The sequence below is a fragment of the Pandoraea vervacti genome (genome assembly GCF_000934605.2).
Classification (GTDB): Bacteria; Pseudomonadota; Gammaproteobacteria; order Burkholderiales; family Burkholderiaceae; genus Pandoraea; species Pandoraea vervacti.
This window is the reverse complement of record NZ_CP010897.2, coordinates 1,564,389-1,578,423: the sequence shown is the minus strand read 5'-3', so window position 1 is coordinate 1,578,423 and position 14,035 is coordinate 1,564,389. Positions and strand designations below refer to the sequence as shown.

Below are 14,035 nucleotides of genomic sequence, written 5' to 3'. Positions count from 1 at the left end.
TCTCGCTCATTTCTCACCCCCACGGCTGGCCAACGGATAGTAGGGGACGGTGTCCTCCGCGCCGTACTCCTTGCGCGGCGGCGTGACCACGTTCAGACGCAGGCTGATGCCCGCCGGCGCGAAGCGATTGCGTCCGTAGTGACGCATGCCCGGAGGAATCAGCAATGCATCGCCCTGATTCATCACGAACGCCGCATCTCCCTCGGCCCCTTCGCCTTCGTATACCGTGCAGCTCCCGCTGACCTGCAATGACGCCTCTTCGCCGTGATCGTGCGACTTCGCCGGCAGATCGGCGCCCGCACGGGCAACGAACTTCACCACCGCGACACTCACCGACTCGCCAAACAGGTGCTTCATGTAAAGGCCATCGTGAACAACTTCCTTGAGGTTGTCGTCAATGGCGAACACGCGACATTTCGGCATGTTGCTAACTCCGTTTGCATTCATCCTGCATTTCTTGCCCGGCTCAAAAGCGCGGCGAGAGCACAAAGTGGTCATCCGCATGAAAGCGTCGCGGGTCAAAACCATCGATAACCGCCTGCTGCCCATAAAACTCCACGGCGGGCGCCACTTCGGCCAGGCTGAGCGTCATGTTCATGAGCGCCCTTGCCGGGGGCGGAAGATTCGCGAGATCGAATTCATCGAGGTACGCAAAAATCGCATCGAGCGACGACAACATGACGTCGACGAAGCTGCGGATTTCCTCCATCGGTGTGGCATGGCGCTTGATGTTGCGTGCAGTCTCGGTATCGAGACTCCATGCGGCGTAGGGCCTCAGATGAGAGAAAGCCTCGGGAAATTCGACCGGACGATGGGCGCCGAGCGCCGAAACATCGATAACTTGTTCTTGCATGGTGGCTATCTCCGGAGTTCAGACGGATTGGGCGGCATTGACCAGACGATCGACCACGTGCGCGCCGTGGCGCACGAGCACCTCGCCGTCCTGCAGCACCATGTGTTGCTTGGCGCCGGTCTGCGCAGCGAGTTGCGTGCGCTCGACGGTACTCATGTCTTCGAGCAACACGTCACGCAGCGCCACTTTCATGTATTCCTGGAAGAAACGGCCTCCGGCCGTCGTCATCTCCGGGTAGTACACGCGCCCTTCGAACAGCGTCTTGTTATGAGCGATGGGCCGGAAGTTGTAGGCCTGACAGTAATTCGGACGCAGCGACAGGTAGAAGTCGGGGAAAACGACGTTGATGTCGAACAACCAATTGGGATGCTTGGTCCAGTTCACGCCTTCGGGCAAGCCGTCGAGCGGAAATTCGTGACGCGCGCTCCCCATGCCGGCGCGTAGCGCAGCCGCCGCGATCGGACGCGACGCCGCAGATTCGGCAAGCGCCTCCTGCGCTGCGGCGCCACCCGAGGTCACGGCCTTCGGGTTCCCGTAGACCGATTTCTGATTGCCTGCCAGCGACAGACGGCGGTGCAGATCGCCGCACACGACGTCGAGCGGTCGCATACTGCCGCCTTCGCTCTTGTCGATAGCGTCGGCAATCGAATTGCCGTGGATGTAGGCCACGTGGTACGCCTCCTGAAAAGCGTCGAGCGCCAGCTTCCAGTTGCAGTTCACCACACTGGTCCACGCAAAACCGCAGGTGAGCTTGTCGAACGGATAACCCTCGACATCGCCATACACGGGGCGCATGAACTCCGCCAGCGTCTGGGCCGGATTCGGGTCCATGTTGACGAAGATGAAGCCCTCCCAGACATCGCAGGACACTTGCGTAAGCCCGTAGTCGGCTTTGTCCAGGTCGAAGAAGCACGCTTCGTCCGGCACGCCGGTGAGCTTGCCGTCGAGGTCATACGCCCAGCCGTGGAACTTGCAGAAGAACTTGCGCGTGTTGCCACACTTCTCGTACACGACCTGATTCAGCCGGTGCGCACAGACGTTGTGCATCGCACGAATCTGTCCGGCCTTGTTGCGCACCACGATGACTTCGGTATCGCATGCCGCCAGTTCCTTGACGAAATAGTCTCCCGCCTTCGGAATCTCCTCCACCCGACCGACCTGAAGCCAGGTCTTCTTGAAGATATGTACCTTCTCGCGCTCGTAGTACTCGGGCGAAACATAGGGCTCGACCGAAACAGGCCCCCGCCCTAACTCCGGATAGCGGTCGGTAAGAAATGCCGCGCTCGGCTCGACTGCAGATTTCATCGCCTTGATCTCCTCAAACGCGGCACGCTGCCGCTGACAAACTAAAATTAAATATCATTATTTTTTGATGGAAATTTGTTGTCAAGGCGTTTTGCCGACGAAGGGCGATTTCTTCGGGAAAACCCCACTGCCATGGGCACTAAGTGAGCTCATGGAGGACCAGGCAGTCCCTTTGGTAGAATATTGAATACAATCCGTCGTTGACTCGAACAACGACTTCAGGAAACCCAGCGCGCCCAGGGCGCGCGATTGCTGACGGGGTACGCATGGCGCAAGTCAAGAAGGCAGAGATGCGCGACGCGATCGAAGCGGCCGCTTTTGATCTGTTCTGCCGCAAAGGCTATACGGCAACGACCATGACCGAGATCGCAAAGGCGTCCGGCATGACAGTAGCCAACCTGTATGTGTATTTCGACTCCAAGTTGCTGATCTATTACGAGATCTACTCGCCGTGGCTCTTGCGCCAACTGACCACGCTTCGCGAAGCTGTCAGAAAATTCCCCACGCCGCGAACGCGCCTGAAGCGCATCATCATCGGGCTATGGGGCGATATTCCAACGGCCGACCAATCGTTTGGCAACGGCATGATCGAGGCGCTCGCCAGCGCACCGAGAGACCTTCACAAGCCGAACGATCTCCTTCGCCGGTGCGAGACCTTTCTCTCGGAGATGATCGCCGAGAGTCTTTCCGGGGAACATGCGCGCATCGCCACCGACACGCTGCTCTCCCACGTGTTGTGGATGGCATACGATGGATTTACGATCAACAGCCGCATTGGCGACACCCGCGACCTCGATGCCATCGCAACGCTGCTCACAGACTTGATTCTGGGTCCGGAGAACGTAAAAACCAGCAAGCCGACCAAGGCCGCAACGGCTCGCGCGCCCCGGCAGCGCGACGCCGCGCAACAACGCAAAACGTCGGCATAAGTCTGCATAGCGCAGACACGCGATCGTCGGCGGCCGCAATCATGCGCGTACGCCGACGAATAGCGCCACCGACTCTCACCCCTACCTCCCCCCTCTGCGAGCCTTCACTCGCCGACACCGCCCCATCCGGTGTCGGCACACGCTCGCCCCAAGACAAGGGTTTACTCCAGCTTCAGATCAATATAATTAAATGCCACTATTTATTGAACGCACGCCAATCGGCGGCATGACCTCTTGCCGAAGCGCGCGTCACTCAATCGTGGAAATGGAGATCCCATATGCATGCCGCCAATGTTCCCGGCGAAGTTCGAACCGGCGCGATCCCTCAGAAAACGACGTTTCTTGTGTTGTTCCTGTGCTGGGCCGCGATCCTGTCGGAGGGTTACGACATCGGCGTGATGGGAACCATCACGCCCGCGCTGCTCGCCGATTCCCGCTGGCAATTGACGCCGCTCGAGCTCGGCCAGATGAGTAGTGCCGCGTTGATCGGCACGCTGTTCGGCGCCTATGTCATCAGCCCTTTGAGTGATCTGGCCGGACGCAAACCCATGCTGATCGGTTGTGTCGCGCTGTTCTCGCTCTCGATGCTCGCCGCCGTCTGGGCGCCCACACCGCTGATTTTCGGCATCGTCCGAGGCATCGGTGGACTGGGTCTTGGCGGCGTCATTTCGGTGGCCGCGGCCCTGACCGTCGAGTATTCGCCGCCGGAAAAGCGCAATCTCAATTTTGCATTGATGTACTCCGGTTATCCGATAGGCGCCCTGGTCTCGGCACTTACCGGCATGGCGTACATGGCCGACTACGGCTGGCATGCCATCGTTGCCATCGGCGCGTTGCCACTATTGTTCATCCCGGCATTGATGCTGTGGTTACCCGAATCGCTGGAGTACCTCGTGCGCAACGGCCAACATGCGCGTGCGAGCGCGCTCGCTTCAAAGCTCGGCATGCAACTCACGGTACAGGCCGCAGCGCCGTCGGACACTCGCGCGTCGTTGCGCGAAATCATGACCGAGGTATTTTCGAAGACCAATGCGTTCGGCACCTGCATGCTATGGGTCGCTCAGTTTGCCGGGGTGATGGTGATTTACGGACTCGGTTCCTGGCTGCCCCAGATCATGCGCAAGAATGGCTACGACCTCGGCTCGAGTCTCGCCTTTTTTGCCGTGTTCAATCTGGCGGCGGCCGTCGGCGGTGTGGTGATCGGCCGCATCGCGGATCGCTTCGGGCCACGCGTGACCATCACGCTCTCGTTCCTGCTTGGCGCCGTCTCCATCACGGCGCTGTCATACAAGAACAGCCTGGCCGTGAACTACGTGCTCGTGGCCTGCGCGGGATTCGGGAGCATTGCTGTCGCGCTCGTGCTGCTCGGCTACATCGCCAACTACTACGCCCCTCATGCACGCGGGTCCGCCACCGGCTGGGCCGTGGGTGTCGGGCGATTCGGCGCGATGACCGGGCCGGTGCTCGGCGGCTACGTCGCCGGGCTGAACGTGGCGCCCACCTGGAATTTCCTCATCTTCTCCATTGCCGCCGCCACGGCCGCAATCGCCGTGTTCCTCGCGCCAACGCCGGCCCACATTGCCGACACGGCAAGACGATGAGCACGGAGGCCACGCGCCAGCGCCGCCGGCCTTCGACAGACAACGTTTGAACGCAGTACATGAGGTGAATTATGAGTTTGGGATTTGGACATCGCGCACGGATCGGACATCTCTACCCTTCCGGAGGGCTATGTGACTTCGAGATCCAGTCGATGGCGCCCGAAGGTGTCCAGTTCGTGACGACGCGGCTTCCCTTCAGGCGCACGGGACTGGAGGACGACAGCGCGCTCGTCGTCGATGTCGAAACGCACGCCGGGTTGTTGGCCGATGCCGCCGTTGACCTGATCGCCATGAATTGCACAGCGGCGAGCATGGCGGTGGGCGCGGCGACGATCAACCAGCGCATCGAAGCGGTCACCGGCATCACGGCGACGACGACCACGGACGCCGTGCTCGATGCCTTGTCTCACGTGGGCGCAAAACGCATCGCGCTGATGACGCCGTATCCCCGGGCCGTCGTCGAGATGGAAATGGCGTTCCTGGGCGCACAGGGGATCGAGGTCGTGGCAGAGCGCGCGTTCGCCTGCACAACCCCTGTCCAGCAGGGCGAGATCGCCCCGGAAGTCTGGCTCGAGCGCGCCTTGCAGCTCGACTTGCAGGGGGCCGACGCGCTGCTCATCAGTTGCGCAGGTATCCAGTTAAGTCCGGTGCTTGGCGAGATCGAGGCACGTCTGGACAGGCCGGTCATCGCCAGCAACGCCGCATTGTTATGGAAATGCCTGCGCGCGCTTGGCCTCGCCGAGCGTCCCACCCGCTACGGGCGACTGCTCGCAGGGGAATTCGATGCGCCCCGCGCACGGTAAACCGACGGCGAGCGTGCTTTCGGACACGTTCGAGATAGAGATCGAGGGCGTCGGCGAGCGATTCCAATGCCATGCGCAGCAAAGTCTGCTACGCGGCATGGAGCGCCTCGGAAAGCGCGGCATCCCAATCGGTTGCCGCAGCGGCGGATGCGGCGTGTGCAAGGTGCGCATCGCCGCCGGCGTCTGTCGGCTGGAGAAAATGAGCCGCGCGTGCGTGAGCGAGCAAGAGGAGCGACAGGGCGTTGTGCTCGCGTGCCGCGCCTATCCGCAAAGCCCCGTGCGCATCACGCTCGACACGACAATGCACCGCTGCGTGACTCGCGCCAGCCAATCTGTCACGGCAGCGACGAACGCCGCTCGTGCGACGACATGCGTCGGCGATGGCGATGATTCACAACAAGACAATCAAGGAGACAAGCAATGGCTTTGACTGGCGTATTGCGCCCCGGACACGTGGCGCTGCGAGTGCTCGACATGCAAGCGGCGCTCACCCATTACACCGAGGTCATCGGATTGATCGAGACGGGGCGTGACGATCAGGGACGCGTATACCTCAAGGCGTGGGACGAGCACGATCATCACAGCGTGATCCTGCGCGAAACGGATCGTGCCGGCATGGACTACATGGGATTTCGCGTCGACTCGGAAGCAACCCTCGAGCGCCTGGCCGGCGAACTCGCGCGTTGCGATCTGGCCCGCGATCTCGAGTGGCGTCCGGCCGGCGAGCTTGCCCATACCGGACGCCGCTTGCGATTCACGATTCCCACGGGTCATTCGATCGAGCTCTTCGCGCACCGTGACAAGCTCGGCTGTGCGACCGGCGACGTCAATCCCGACCCGTGGCCCGACGGGTTGCGCGGTATGGCGCCGGGCCGCTTCGATCATTGTCTGCTCTATGGCGACGATCTGGATGGCACCGTGACCCTGTTTCGCGACGTGCTGGGGTTTGCGCTTTCCGAACAAGTGGTGGCTGGCCCCGAGAACATGATGATCGGCGCTTTCCTGACATGCTCGAACAAGGCGCATGACGTCGCATTCATCCGGCACCCCGAGAAAAACAAGTTCCACCATGCCTCGTTCAGCCTCGACAACTGGGGTGAGGTGCTGCGGGCCGCCGACATCATCTCGAAGCGCGACGTGTCGCTGGACATCGGCCCGACACGACACGGCATATCGCGCGGCGAGACCATCTATTTCTTCGATCCGTCCGGAAACCGGAACGAAGTATTTTCCGGCGGATACATCCACTATCCGGACAAGCCGACGATTACCTGGACGGAATCGGAAATCGGCAAGGCGATCTTCTATCACGATCGCAAACTCAACGAGGCCTTCCTCAACGTGCTCACGTAAGGACATCCCCCTTGAGTGCGCCGGGTGAGCGCACCGTTCTCGTGGCGCCTGTGCCCGTCGCGGCGCCCCGTTACATCGCAGATTTTTTGCCTGACGTCTCACAACGCATTACCAGCAAAAATTGGCATTGAAGATTCGGGGCGCTTATGTAGGGTTCAGCGCGCGCCGGGATGTGAATGCCCACCACCGAGGAGCGATTCCGTGAGCATCATGATGTCCGTTGTCGAGCCACCCGCAGAACGCGCGGGCCCGACATGTTGTGCCTTTCCCGTCGCCGAAAACCGGTGCCGCATCGTGAGTCACGAGCGCGTCAACGATGAATATCGGCATCTCGTCGCCCTGGCGCCCCAGGCAGCCGCGACGGTGCGTCCCGGTCAGTTCTTCCATTTGCGATGCCCGAGTGTCGGCGATGACACGCCGTTCCTGCGTCGCCCGATGAGCCTTTATCGAAGCTGCGCCGACAAGGGCACGATCGAGTTTCTGTACAAGGTCCAGGGCGCCGGTACCCGAGGCCTTGCGTCGCTTTCAATCGGCGACACCCTGGATGCGATGGGCCCGGTAGGCAACGGCTTCTCGTTGCCGCAGAATCTGCGTCACCTGCTGCTGCTCGCGCGCGGTGTCGGGCTCGCCACACTGGCACCGCTCGCGCAGGCCGCCGTCGAGCGCGGCGCGCGAGTGACGGCCATCCTGAGCGCGCGCAACCGCTCGCTCGTCATGTCGGACGCCTATCTGCGCGCCGTGGGGGCAAACGTCATCGTCGTGACGGATGAGGACGGTAACAGCACGCCGGCACACATCGAGGCGATCCTCCGGTCGCAGCACGAGAGCACACCGTTCGACAGGTTCGCGACGTGCGGATCCAACCGTTTGCTCCTGCTGCTGCAAAAACTGGGGGCACAGCTCGGTGTTCGGGGGGAAATCGCGCTGGAACAACATATGGGCTGTGCGCTCGGGGCGTGTTACGCCTGTGTGCGTCCTTTCCGCAAAACGCCGCACAGTGATGAGCTTTCCTATCGCCGGGTGTGTTGGGACGGGCCGGTATTCGATCTTCAGGAGACCGTGACATGGTAGACATGCAGGTCAGCATCGGCGACGTGGTGCTCGCCAATCCCGTGATGCCCGGCTCCGGCACGTTTGCGGAGGGCATGGCCAGCGTCTTCGACCTCAACCGCCTTGGCGCAATCGTCACCAAGACCATTACCGACGATATCCGGGAAGGCAACCCGCCTCCCAGGCTGGCCGAATATCGAGACGCAACGCTCTTCTCCATCGGCATTCCGAGCAAGGGTGTGAGTTACTACCTCGAAGAAACGCTGGCTCACTATCGGGACTACAGCACACCGGTCGTTGCCAGCATTTCCGCCAACACGGTGGAGGGGTTCGGTGCGCTGGCCGCCAAGCTCGCCCGAAGCGGCGTGGTCGCGATCGAAGCCAATGTGTCCTGCCCCAATCTGAAGAAAGACGGCAAGGCGTTCGGCATGGATCCTGACGCGACGTACCAGGTCGTGCGCGCGATGAAGACGGCCGTCGATTTGCCGGTGTGGCCGAAAATGACGCCCAATGCCTGCGATGTCATCGGTGTCGCGCAGGCTGCCGAGGCGGCCGGCGCCGACGCTATCGTCGCGAGCAACGCGCTACTTGCCATGGGCATCGATGTCGAGACGCGGCGCCCGCGTGTCGCCAATCTCATGGGGGGCCTGACGGGGCGCGCCACGAAGCCCGTCATGCTGCGCTTTGCTTACCAATGCGCGAATGCGGTGTCGATTCCGGTGATCGGTTGCGGCGGCATATCGAGCGCCGAGGACGCCATCGAATATCTGCTCGCGGGCGTCTGCGCGGTTCAGGTCGGCACGGCCAACTTCGTCTCGCCCAATGCGATGCCGGACATCATCGACGGCATCGAACAATATTGTCTGCGTCACGGCGTGGCGCGCGTCTCGGATCTCGTTGGCGCCATGATCCCGGCGGCCCCCGTGCCCCTTACCGTAACGCAGTCCGAGTATGCCGAAGCGCCCGTTGCGGGCGCAACGGGCGCATTCGCCGGTTAGATCTGCGGGTGCGCGCACGTACGGGCGCAGTCATTCGACGCGCCCGTCCCGACTCCTTGCCATGCCGAGGCCAGACATGCACTTCTCCTATCTCGTCACTTTCCACCATCCGGATAGCGATGCCCGTATCCGCGTCGAAGATCTCGACTGCGTGCGCACCATCGTGCTCGCCACACGGAACCTGCGGCGAGCCCGGCTGTACACACCCGAATCGGCAACGGACTTCTACACCGACGACGGTCCATCGCCGATATTCGCCTTGCAACTGGACTACGACACAATTGCCGAACTCGAGCAGGCCATCGCGCAGGATGGCCACTTGCAGGCGCTCGCCCGCGCCTCGCTGCCGAGTCTGGCGGGCTGCGATGTCACGCAGCAGGCGATGGCGCGCCGGCCGTTCCCCGTCGACGATCCTTCGTTGCGCACGCGAGATGGGGAACTGCCGTGCAGTTTCCTCGTGCATTACCCTGGGCAGGCCGAGGATTTCGATGCGTGGATCAACTACTACCTGACCCATCATCCGCAGATCATGCAGCACTTCGATGGGGTGCGCGAAATCGAGATCTTCACGCGCGTTGACTGGCTCGACGCCATGCCATGGCGCAGGGTGCATTACATGCAACGGAACAAGCTCGTGTTCGACAGCCCCGAAGCCATTACGGCGGCCATGAACTCGCCGGTGCGCCATGCCATGCGGGCCGATTTCGAAAAATTCCCGCGGTTCTCGGGCAGTAATATTCATCACCCCATGGCGACGCTCACCCTCAGGCCATAACGCCACACCGTGCGTTGGGCGTCGGCGCAACGCGCCCACGACAGCGGTGTCGATGTCAGTGACCCCGCGTTGCACGGCCCAGGCATCCGAGCACGAACAGTGCGACCGTAAAGCTCAGGATAACGACGCACACGCCCGTCCAGCCGAACCACGCCCAGCCGACGCCCGAGAGCATGGCCCCCAGCGCCCCGCCGACGAAAAAGATGCCGACGAAGAGGGCGTTCAGGCGTCCGCGCGCGGCCGGATTGATAAGATTGATCGCACGCCGACCCAGCGTCTGGTCGGCGATTACCCCGGCGTCGAGCGTCGCCGCGCCCGCCACCAGCAGACCGAGTGCCAGCGCCGGATGCGTCCCGGCGGAAAATCCCGCCCACCCCGCGCCGGCGACACCGAGCATGAACACCGCAACGAACATCGCGAGATGGGAGACGAACTGTGTCGTGCGACCTGCGCCACGATCGCCCAGATAACCGGCGAGCGGTGTCACGATCGCACCGGTCGCCCCTGCGAGGGCAAACAGCGCGATGCCCGACGTGCCCAACGAGAACGGGGCTTGTGCGAGCAACAACGCAATTGACGTCCAGAAGGCGCTGAATGCGCCGAGCGCGAGTGCAGCCTGCGCGGCGCGCAGGCGCAGCACCGGTTCGGTACGTATCAGCGTCCAGAGCGAGCGCAGCAGGTCTGGATATCGCGCCCCCGTCTGCGGCGTGTGGTCCGGCAAGCGGAAGAACAGCACCGTCGCGAGCAACGCATCGGCCAACGCCTCGAGACCGTAAAACGCCCGCCATCCGACGGTACCGGCAATCAGGCTGGCCAACGGGCGCGATAGCAGAATGCCAAGCATCAAGCCGCTCATCACGTTGCCGACCGCGCGCCCGCGGTGGCTCTCCGGCGCCATCGACGCGGCCATCGGCACCAGCATCTGGATGACGCTCGACGTCGCGCCGGCCAGCAACACGCATGTCAGGAATACGCCACCGGATTGCGCCAATGCCGCCATCGCGAGAAACGCGGCGCAACAGGTGAGCGTACGGACGATGAGCCGTCGATTCTCGAGCAGATCGCATAGCGGCACGAGCAGTAGCAGACCCGCCGCGTAGCCCAGCTGGGGAAACATCGCAATCAGTCCGGCCAGCGCGTCGGGAAGTCCCAATGCCTGGCGGATCGGACCGGTCAACGGCTGTGGCGCCGAAAGATTCACAACGATGACGCCGACGGCTGCGGCGAAAAAGATCGTCAACGGCGTGGTAAGCACGCGAGGCGCAACGGGTGTCGGCAAGACAGGCGAGGCAGGAGCGCAAGGCGTCGGGGCGACAACGGTATCGCGCGAGCAAGGGGCGGACGGCTGAGTCATGTGGCGTTCCATCAGTTGGCTGAGCATCACCGAAAGGTGACGGTTCGGCAAATTGTAGGAACGCGACCGTTATGCCACAATTGAATTATGTTTATATTGATTATGCGAGTTTGTTTTGAACACTCATGACTTGCAGGCGTTCGTTGCCGTCGTGGAAAGCGAATCGATGGCACAGGCGTCGGAGAAGCTGTTTCTGACCCAGCCTGGGCTCACACGACGAGTGCAAAACCTCGAGAAGATGCTGGGCGTCGCGTTGCTCGATCGGCAAAGCAAGCCGCTCAAGCCGACGCCTGCGGGACGCGAGGTGTACGGGCTGGCTCGCGCAGTGTTGCGTGCGGTCGACGATCTGAAGGCAGTGGCGTCGCCGGATACGGAGCCCGCCGGCGAGTTTCGCATCGGCGTGCCGCCGTTCTTGTCGGAGCTGGCACTGGAACATCCCGTCGATGCGTTGCGCAGCACGTTCCCGAACCTGACACTGCGTGTCACGGCGGGATGGTCTCCCGGGCTGCTCCACAGTCTCGAGCAGGCGAAGGTGGACGCTGCTGTCGTCTTGCTGCCGGAGAGCGTGCCGTTGCCCGACGGTTTGACGTCCACGTTGCTCGGGCACAAACCTTCGGTCGTCGTCGCACCGCGTACGTTTGTGCTGTCCGACACGACTTCGCTTGCCGAACTCGCGACACATCCCTGGGTGCTCAATCAGGACGGCTGCGGCATGCGCTCGGCACTGAGCCGTGCCATGTCGATGGCGGGGCTACCGTTCAACGTGGCCGTCGAAGCCTTCGGGTCCGAGTTGCAACTCTCGCTCGTCGCCCGTGGTCTCGGCGTGGGACTGACGTCACCGGAAATCCTCGCACGAAGCCCGCATGTCGACGCGCTGCAAGTGATCGACGTCCCGGAGTTCCAGGGCGGTCTGAACGTATGGCTCGCGCATGGCATGTTACCGAGCAGGCTCACTCGCCCGGTGGCGCTCGTGCGTGATGCACTCATCGAAAAACTCGCACAGGATGCCGCTTCGGTACCGCCGAAGACAGGCGCGCGCAAGCGGCGAACGAACGCGTGAATTTCGTCAACGCCATCGGAAGAACGGCCCTGGCCAGCGAATGAAACATCGCATCCACCTAGTCCGTCGGGACGATGCGGCAGCGCAGCACGTCTTTACCATCGATGAACGCCTTCACCAGGAGCTCGCCTTGAACACCGACGATTACCGCCAGATTCAGAACCTGCTGTATCGATATGCCCACCTGCTCGACACAGGCCGGTGGGAAGCGCTGGGCGCGCTTTTCGAACACGCGGACGTATACATCGCGGGCGAACTGGCCGCCAGCAAGAACCCTTCTCAACTCACCGCGCTATGGAACAGCTATGTGAGGCGCTACCCTAACGGCACGCCGCGAACGCATCACATCATTACCAACGTCACCATCGAAAACGACGGCGAGGATCGCGCGCGCTCGCACTGCTACGTACTGGTCGTCCAGCAAGGCAGCACCCTGGGGTTGCAGCCCGTCATTGCCGGAGATTATCTGGACAGATTTCAGAGGGTTGAGGGTGTCTGGCGCTTCACGGAGCGCCACATCGGTAACGAACTGTTTGGCAATCTCTCGGAACACCTGCTCCTGCCCATGCAAATGCCTGACGATCGGCTGCCGCAAAGCTGGGATTGAGGACGGACATCGACCTACCCCACAAGCATCGGAAATCGATCCAATGCCAGTGGGGTAGCTGCCGCTCGATCAGGCGAGAAACCCGCCATCCACCGGCAAACAGGCGCCGTTGACATATTGGGACGCCGGACTGCACAGCCATACCATCACGCGAGCGATGTCCTCCGGTGTCGCCGTTCGTCCAAGCGGAATCTTCTCCTCGAGCGCATTGCGCCAGCGTTGGTCCACGAGGATATCGTGCGTCAGCGGCGTATCGACGATGCCAGGGGCAACAGCGTTGCATCGAATTCCTTGCGCACCGTATTCTTTTGCCACTGTCTTGGTCAGTCCCAGCACGCCGTGCTTCGCAGCCGTGTACGCCGCCGTGCGCGGGAAACTGATGTAGCTCTGTAATGAGGCCGTATTGACAATGGCCCCTCCCCCCGTCTCAAGCAACAACGGCAGTTCCGCCTGGAGACAGTAGAAGACGCCGCTCAGATCGATGTCGATCATGCGTCGCCATTGCTCAACAGACACCTCGTGCGTTGGGGGAGGCGTCGGTCCGTCGGCGACACCGGCGTTATTGCATGCGGCGTCCAATCGTCCGTACTGCTTTCGGATATGCCCGACTAATGCGAGGCAAGCCTGCGGGTCCGCCACATCCGTACGAAAAAAACTCGCGTCGGCGCCATTTGAGCGTAAATCCGCCACGACCCGCTCGCCGGCGTCGACCTGCATGTCCGCCACCACGACGGTGGCGCCTTCGTTGGCGAATGCCGCCGAAACCGCCCGTCCAATACCGCTTGCTGCACCCGTTACCAAAACCACCTTTCCAGCGAAGCTGTTGGCATGCGTCACGTCAATCTCCGAATTGAAATCGGCCCCGAAGGGCCGTTGGTTGCGATCGTCCGGATCAGATCAAGTGAGCGATGGTGAACAGCAACGCGCCACCGGCAACGCCGCCGGCAAACGCACACGTCTCAACGTTGGCGTAATGGACCCGCCGCTTGGCCACGAGAGCCGCCCAGCCGCATCCCCCTGCCAGCCCGAGTGTCACCGGCAGACAACACAACATCAACAGCATGACGCGCGGAATCGACTCGACATTGGAAAGGTACAGCCAGATCAGCATTGTGACGCCGCAAACGCCCATGAATGAGAGGCACTTGTACAACCCTGATTTTTCGTCCAGTGGTTCCATCACTCCTCCTTGAGTACCGGCTTGGGGTATTCCCGCCGATTTTTTCGGTGGCCCGCTGAGGCGACGTCTGACTTGTCGCATCGAACAAGCCACCGCGTTCGGCTTGGGGACATTAAAATCCCGCCGCCCCACCCAGCCATCCTCCGAATGGACTAGATGAAGCACGG

General features: G+C 62.0%; 16 protein-coding genes. 10 read left to right on the top strand and 6 right to left on the bottom strand.

Features of this window, described 5'->3' with window-relative positions; genetic code table 11:
- Nucleotides 1-6: 6 nt before the first annotated feature.
- From UC34_RS07125 to UC34_RS07115, 3 genes are read right to left on the bottom strand one after another with little or no spacing between them, the layout of a single operon-like run.
- Nucleotides 7-423: a cupin domain-containing protein gene (locus UC34_RS07125; protein WP_044454953.1), complete on the bottom strand. Its 417-nt coding sequence runs from the start codon at nt 421-423 to the stop codon at nt 7-9.
- Between the two features lie 43 nt (nt 424-466).
- A complete protein-coding gene (locus tag UC34_RS07120; protein WP_044454952.1) occupies nt 467-853 on the bottom strand; it encodes a hypothetical protein in 387 nt (128 codons plus the stop codon).
- A gap of 18 nt (nt 854-871) precedes the next feature.
- The gene (locus UC34_RS07115) at nt 872-2,158 is read right to left on the bottom strand and encodes an SRPBCC family protein (RefSeq protein ID WP_044454951.1); all 1,287 of its coding nucleotides are present in this window, start codon (nt 2,156-2,158) and stop codon (nt 872-874) included.
- Nucleotides 2,159-2,424: 266 nt separating this feature from the next.
- On the opposite strand from UC34_RS07115, the gene UC34_RS07110 reads away from it, so the two are divergent.
- The 8 genes from UC34_RS07110 to UC34_RS07075 all read left to right on the top strand — a co-directional run bounded on the left by UC34_RS07110 (nt 2,425) and on the right by UC34_RS07075 (nt 9,667).
- Nucleotides 2,425-3,087, top strand: a complete 663-nt coding sequence (locus UC34_RS07110; protein WP_044454950.1) for a TetR/AcrR family transcriptional regulator — start codon at nt 2,425-2,427, stop codon at nt 3,085-3,087.
- 278 nt (nt 3,088-3,365) lie between these two features.
- A complete protein-coding gene (locus UC34_RS07105) occupies nt 3,366-4,688 on the top strand; it encodes an MFS transporter (protein ID WP_044454948.1) in 1,323 nt (440 codons plus the stop codon).
- 71 nt (nt 4,689-4,759) lie between these two features.
- Nucleotides 4,760-5,491, top strand: coding sequence for a maleate cis-trans isomerase family protein (locus UC34_RS07100; protein ID WP_044454946.1), 732 nt, complete (start codon nt 4,760-4,762; stop codon nt 5,489-5,491).
- Nucleotides 5,472-5,921 (top strand): 2Fe-2S iron-sulfur cluster-binding protein, encoded by a 450-nt coding sequence (locus UC34_RS07095; protein WP_044454944.1) that lies wholly within the window; start codon nt 5,472-5,474, stop codon nt 5,919-5,921. Before UC34_RS07100 ends, UC34_RS07095 begins: the two co-directional genes overlap by 20 nt.
- On the top strand, nt 5,912-6,844 hold the full coding sequence (locus tag UC34_RS07090) for a catechol 2,3-dioxygenase (protein ID WP_044454942.1): 933 nt from the start codon (nt 5,912-5,914) through the stop codon (nt 6,842-6,844). The genes UC34_RS07095 and UC34_RS07090 overlap by 10 nt, the downstream gene beginning before the upstream one ends.
- A gap of 294 nt (nt 6,845-7,138) precedes the next feature.
- On the top strand, nt 7,139-7,915 hold the full coding sequence (locus tag UC34_RS07085; RefSeq protein WP_237165261.1) for a dihydroorotate dehydrogenase electron transfer subunit: 777 nt from the start codon (nt 7,139-7,141) through the stop codon (nt 7,913-7,915).
- A complete protein-coding gene (locus UC34_RS07080) occupies nt 7,909-8,892 on the top strand; it encodes a dihydroorotate dehydrogenase (RefSeq protein WP_084070420.1) in 984 nt (327 codons plus the stop codon). The genes UC34_RS07085 and UC34_RS07080 overlap by 7 nt, the downstream gene beginning before the upstream one ends.
- Nucleotides 8,893-8,968: 76 nt before the next feature.
- Nucleotides 8,969-9,667 (top strand): EthD family reductase, encoded by a 699-nt coding sequence (locus UC34_RS07075; protein WP_044454940.1) that lies wholly within the window; start codon nt 8,969-8,971, stop codon nt 9,665-9,667.
- 55 nt (nt 9,668-9,722) lie between these two features.
- Here the strand turns inward: UC34_RS07075 and UC34_RS07070 are convergent, their stop codons facing one another.
- Entirely contained in the window at nt 9,723-11,021 is a 1,299-nt protein-coding gene (locus UC34_RS07070) for an MFS transporter (RefSeq protein WP_052811278.1), read from the bottom strand.
- 115 nt (nt 11,022-11,136) lie between these two features.
- Here UC34_RS07070 and UC34_RS07065 point away from each other — a divergent pair, with 115 nt between their 5' ends.
- Entirely contained in the window at nt 11,137-12,081 is a 945-nt protein-coding gene (locus UC34_RS07065; RefSeq protein ID WP_044454937.1) for a LysR family transcriptional regulator, read from the top strand.
- A 130-nt stretch (nt 12,082-12,211) separates the two neighbouring features.
- The gene (locus UC34_RS25610; RefSeq protein ID WP_044457859.1) at nt 12,212-12,688 is read left to right on the top strand and encodes a nuclear transport factor 2 family protein; all 477 of its coding nucleotides are present in this window, start codon (nt 12,212-12,214) and stop codon (nt 12,686-12,688) included.
- A gap of 69 nt (nt 12,689-12,757) precedes the next feature.
- Here the strand turns inward: UC34_RS25610 and UC34_RS07055 are convergent, their stop codons facing one another.
- Together UC34_RS07055 and UC34_RS07050 are read right to left on the bottom strand one after the other, a co-directional pair.
- Nucleotides 12,758-13,525 (bottom strand): SDR family NAD(P)-dependent oxidoreductase, encoded by a 768-nt coding sequence (locus UC34_RS07055; protein ID WP_044454936.1) that lies wholly within the window; start codon nt 13,523-13,525, stop codon nt 12,758-12,760.
- A gap of 55 nt (nt 13,526-13,580) precedes the next feature.
- Nucleotides 13,581-13,868, bottom strand: a complete 288-nt coding sequence (locus UC34_RS07050) for a hypothetical protein (protein WP_157123066.1) — start codon at nt 13,866-13,868, stop codon at nt 13,581-13,583.
- Nucleotides 13,869-14,035 lie beyond the last annotated feature (167 nt).

What these genes read in the sequence shown, in the direction of transcription:
- UC34_RS07070 (WP_052811278.1), bottom strand. Translation starts at nt 11,021, where the DNA reads ATGACTCAGCCGTCCGCCCCTTGCTCGCGCGATACCGTTGTCGCCCCG.
- UC34_RS07080 (WP_084070420.1), top strand. Translation starts at nt 7,909, where the DNA reads ATGGTAGACATGCAGGTCAGCATCGGCGACGTGGTGCTCGCCAATCCC.
- UC34_RS07075 (WP_044454940.1), top strand. Translation starts at nt 8,969, where the DNA reads ATGCACTTCTCCTATCTCGTCACTTTCCACCATCCGGATAGCGATGCC.
- UC34_RS07105 (WP_044454948.1), top strand. Translation starts at nt 3,366, where the DNA reads ATGCATGCCGCCAATGTTCCCGGCGAAGTTCGAACCGGCGCGATCCCT.
- UC34_RS07090 (WP_044454942.1), top strand. Translation starts at nt 5,912, where the DNA reads ATGGCTTTGACTGGCGTATTGCGCCCCGGACACGTGGCGCTGCGAGTG.
- UC34_RS07110 (WP_044454950.1), top strand. Translation starts at nt 2,425, where the DNA reads ATGGCGCAAGTCAAGAAGGCAGAGATGCGCGACGCGATCGAAGCGGCC.
- UC34_RS07125 (WP_044454953.1), bottom strand. Translation starts at nt 423, where the DNA reads ATGCCGAAATGTCGCGTGTTCGCCATTGACGACAACCTCAAGGAAGTT.
- UC34_RS07100 (WP_044454946.1), top strand. Translation starts at nt 4,760, where the DNA reads ATGAGTTTGGGATTTGGACATCGCGCACGGATCGGACATCTCTACCCT.
- UC34_RS07095 (WP_044454944.1), top strand. Translation starts at nt 5,472, where the DNA reads ATGCGCCCCGCGCACGGTAAACCGACGGCGAGCGTGCTTTCGGACACG.
- UC34_RS07050 (WP_157123066.1), bottom strand. Translation starts at nt 13,868, where the DNA reads ATGGAACCACTGGACGAAAAATCAGGGTTGTACAAGTGCCTCTCATTC.
- UC34_RS07115 (WP_044454951.1), bottom strand. Translation starts at nt 2,158, where the DNA reads ATGAAATCTGCAGTCGAGCCGAGCGCGGCATTTCTTACCGACCGCTAT.
- UC34_RS07120 (WP_044454952.1), bottom strand. Translation starts at nt 853, where the DNA reads ATGCAAGAACAAGTTATCGATGTTTCGGCGCTCGGCGCCCATCGTCCG.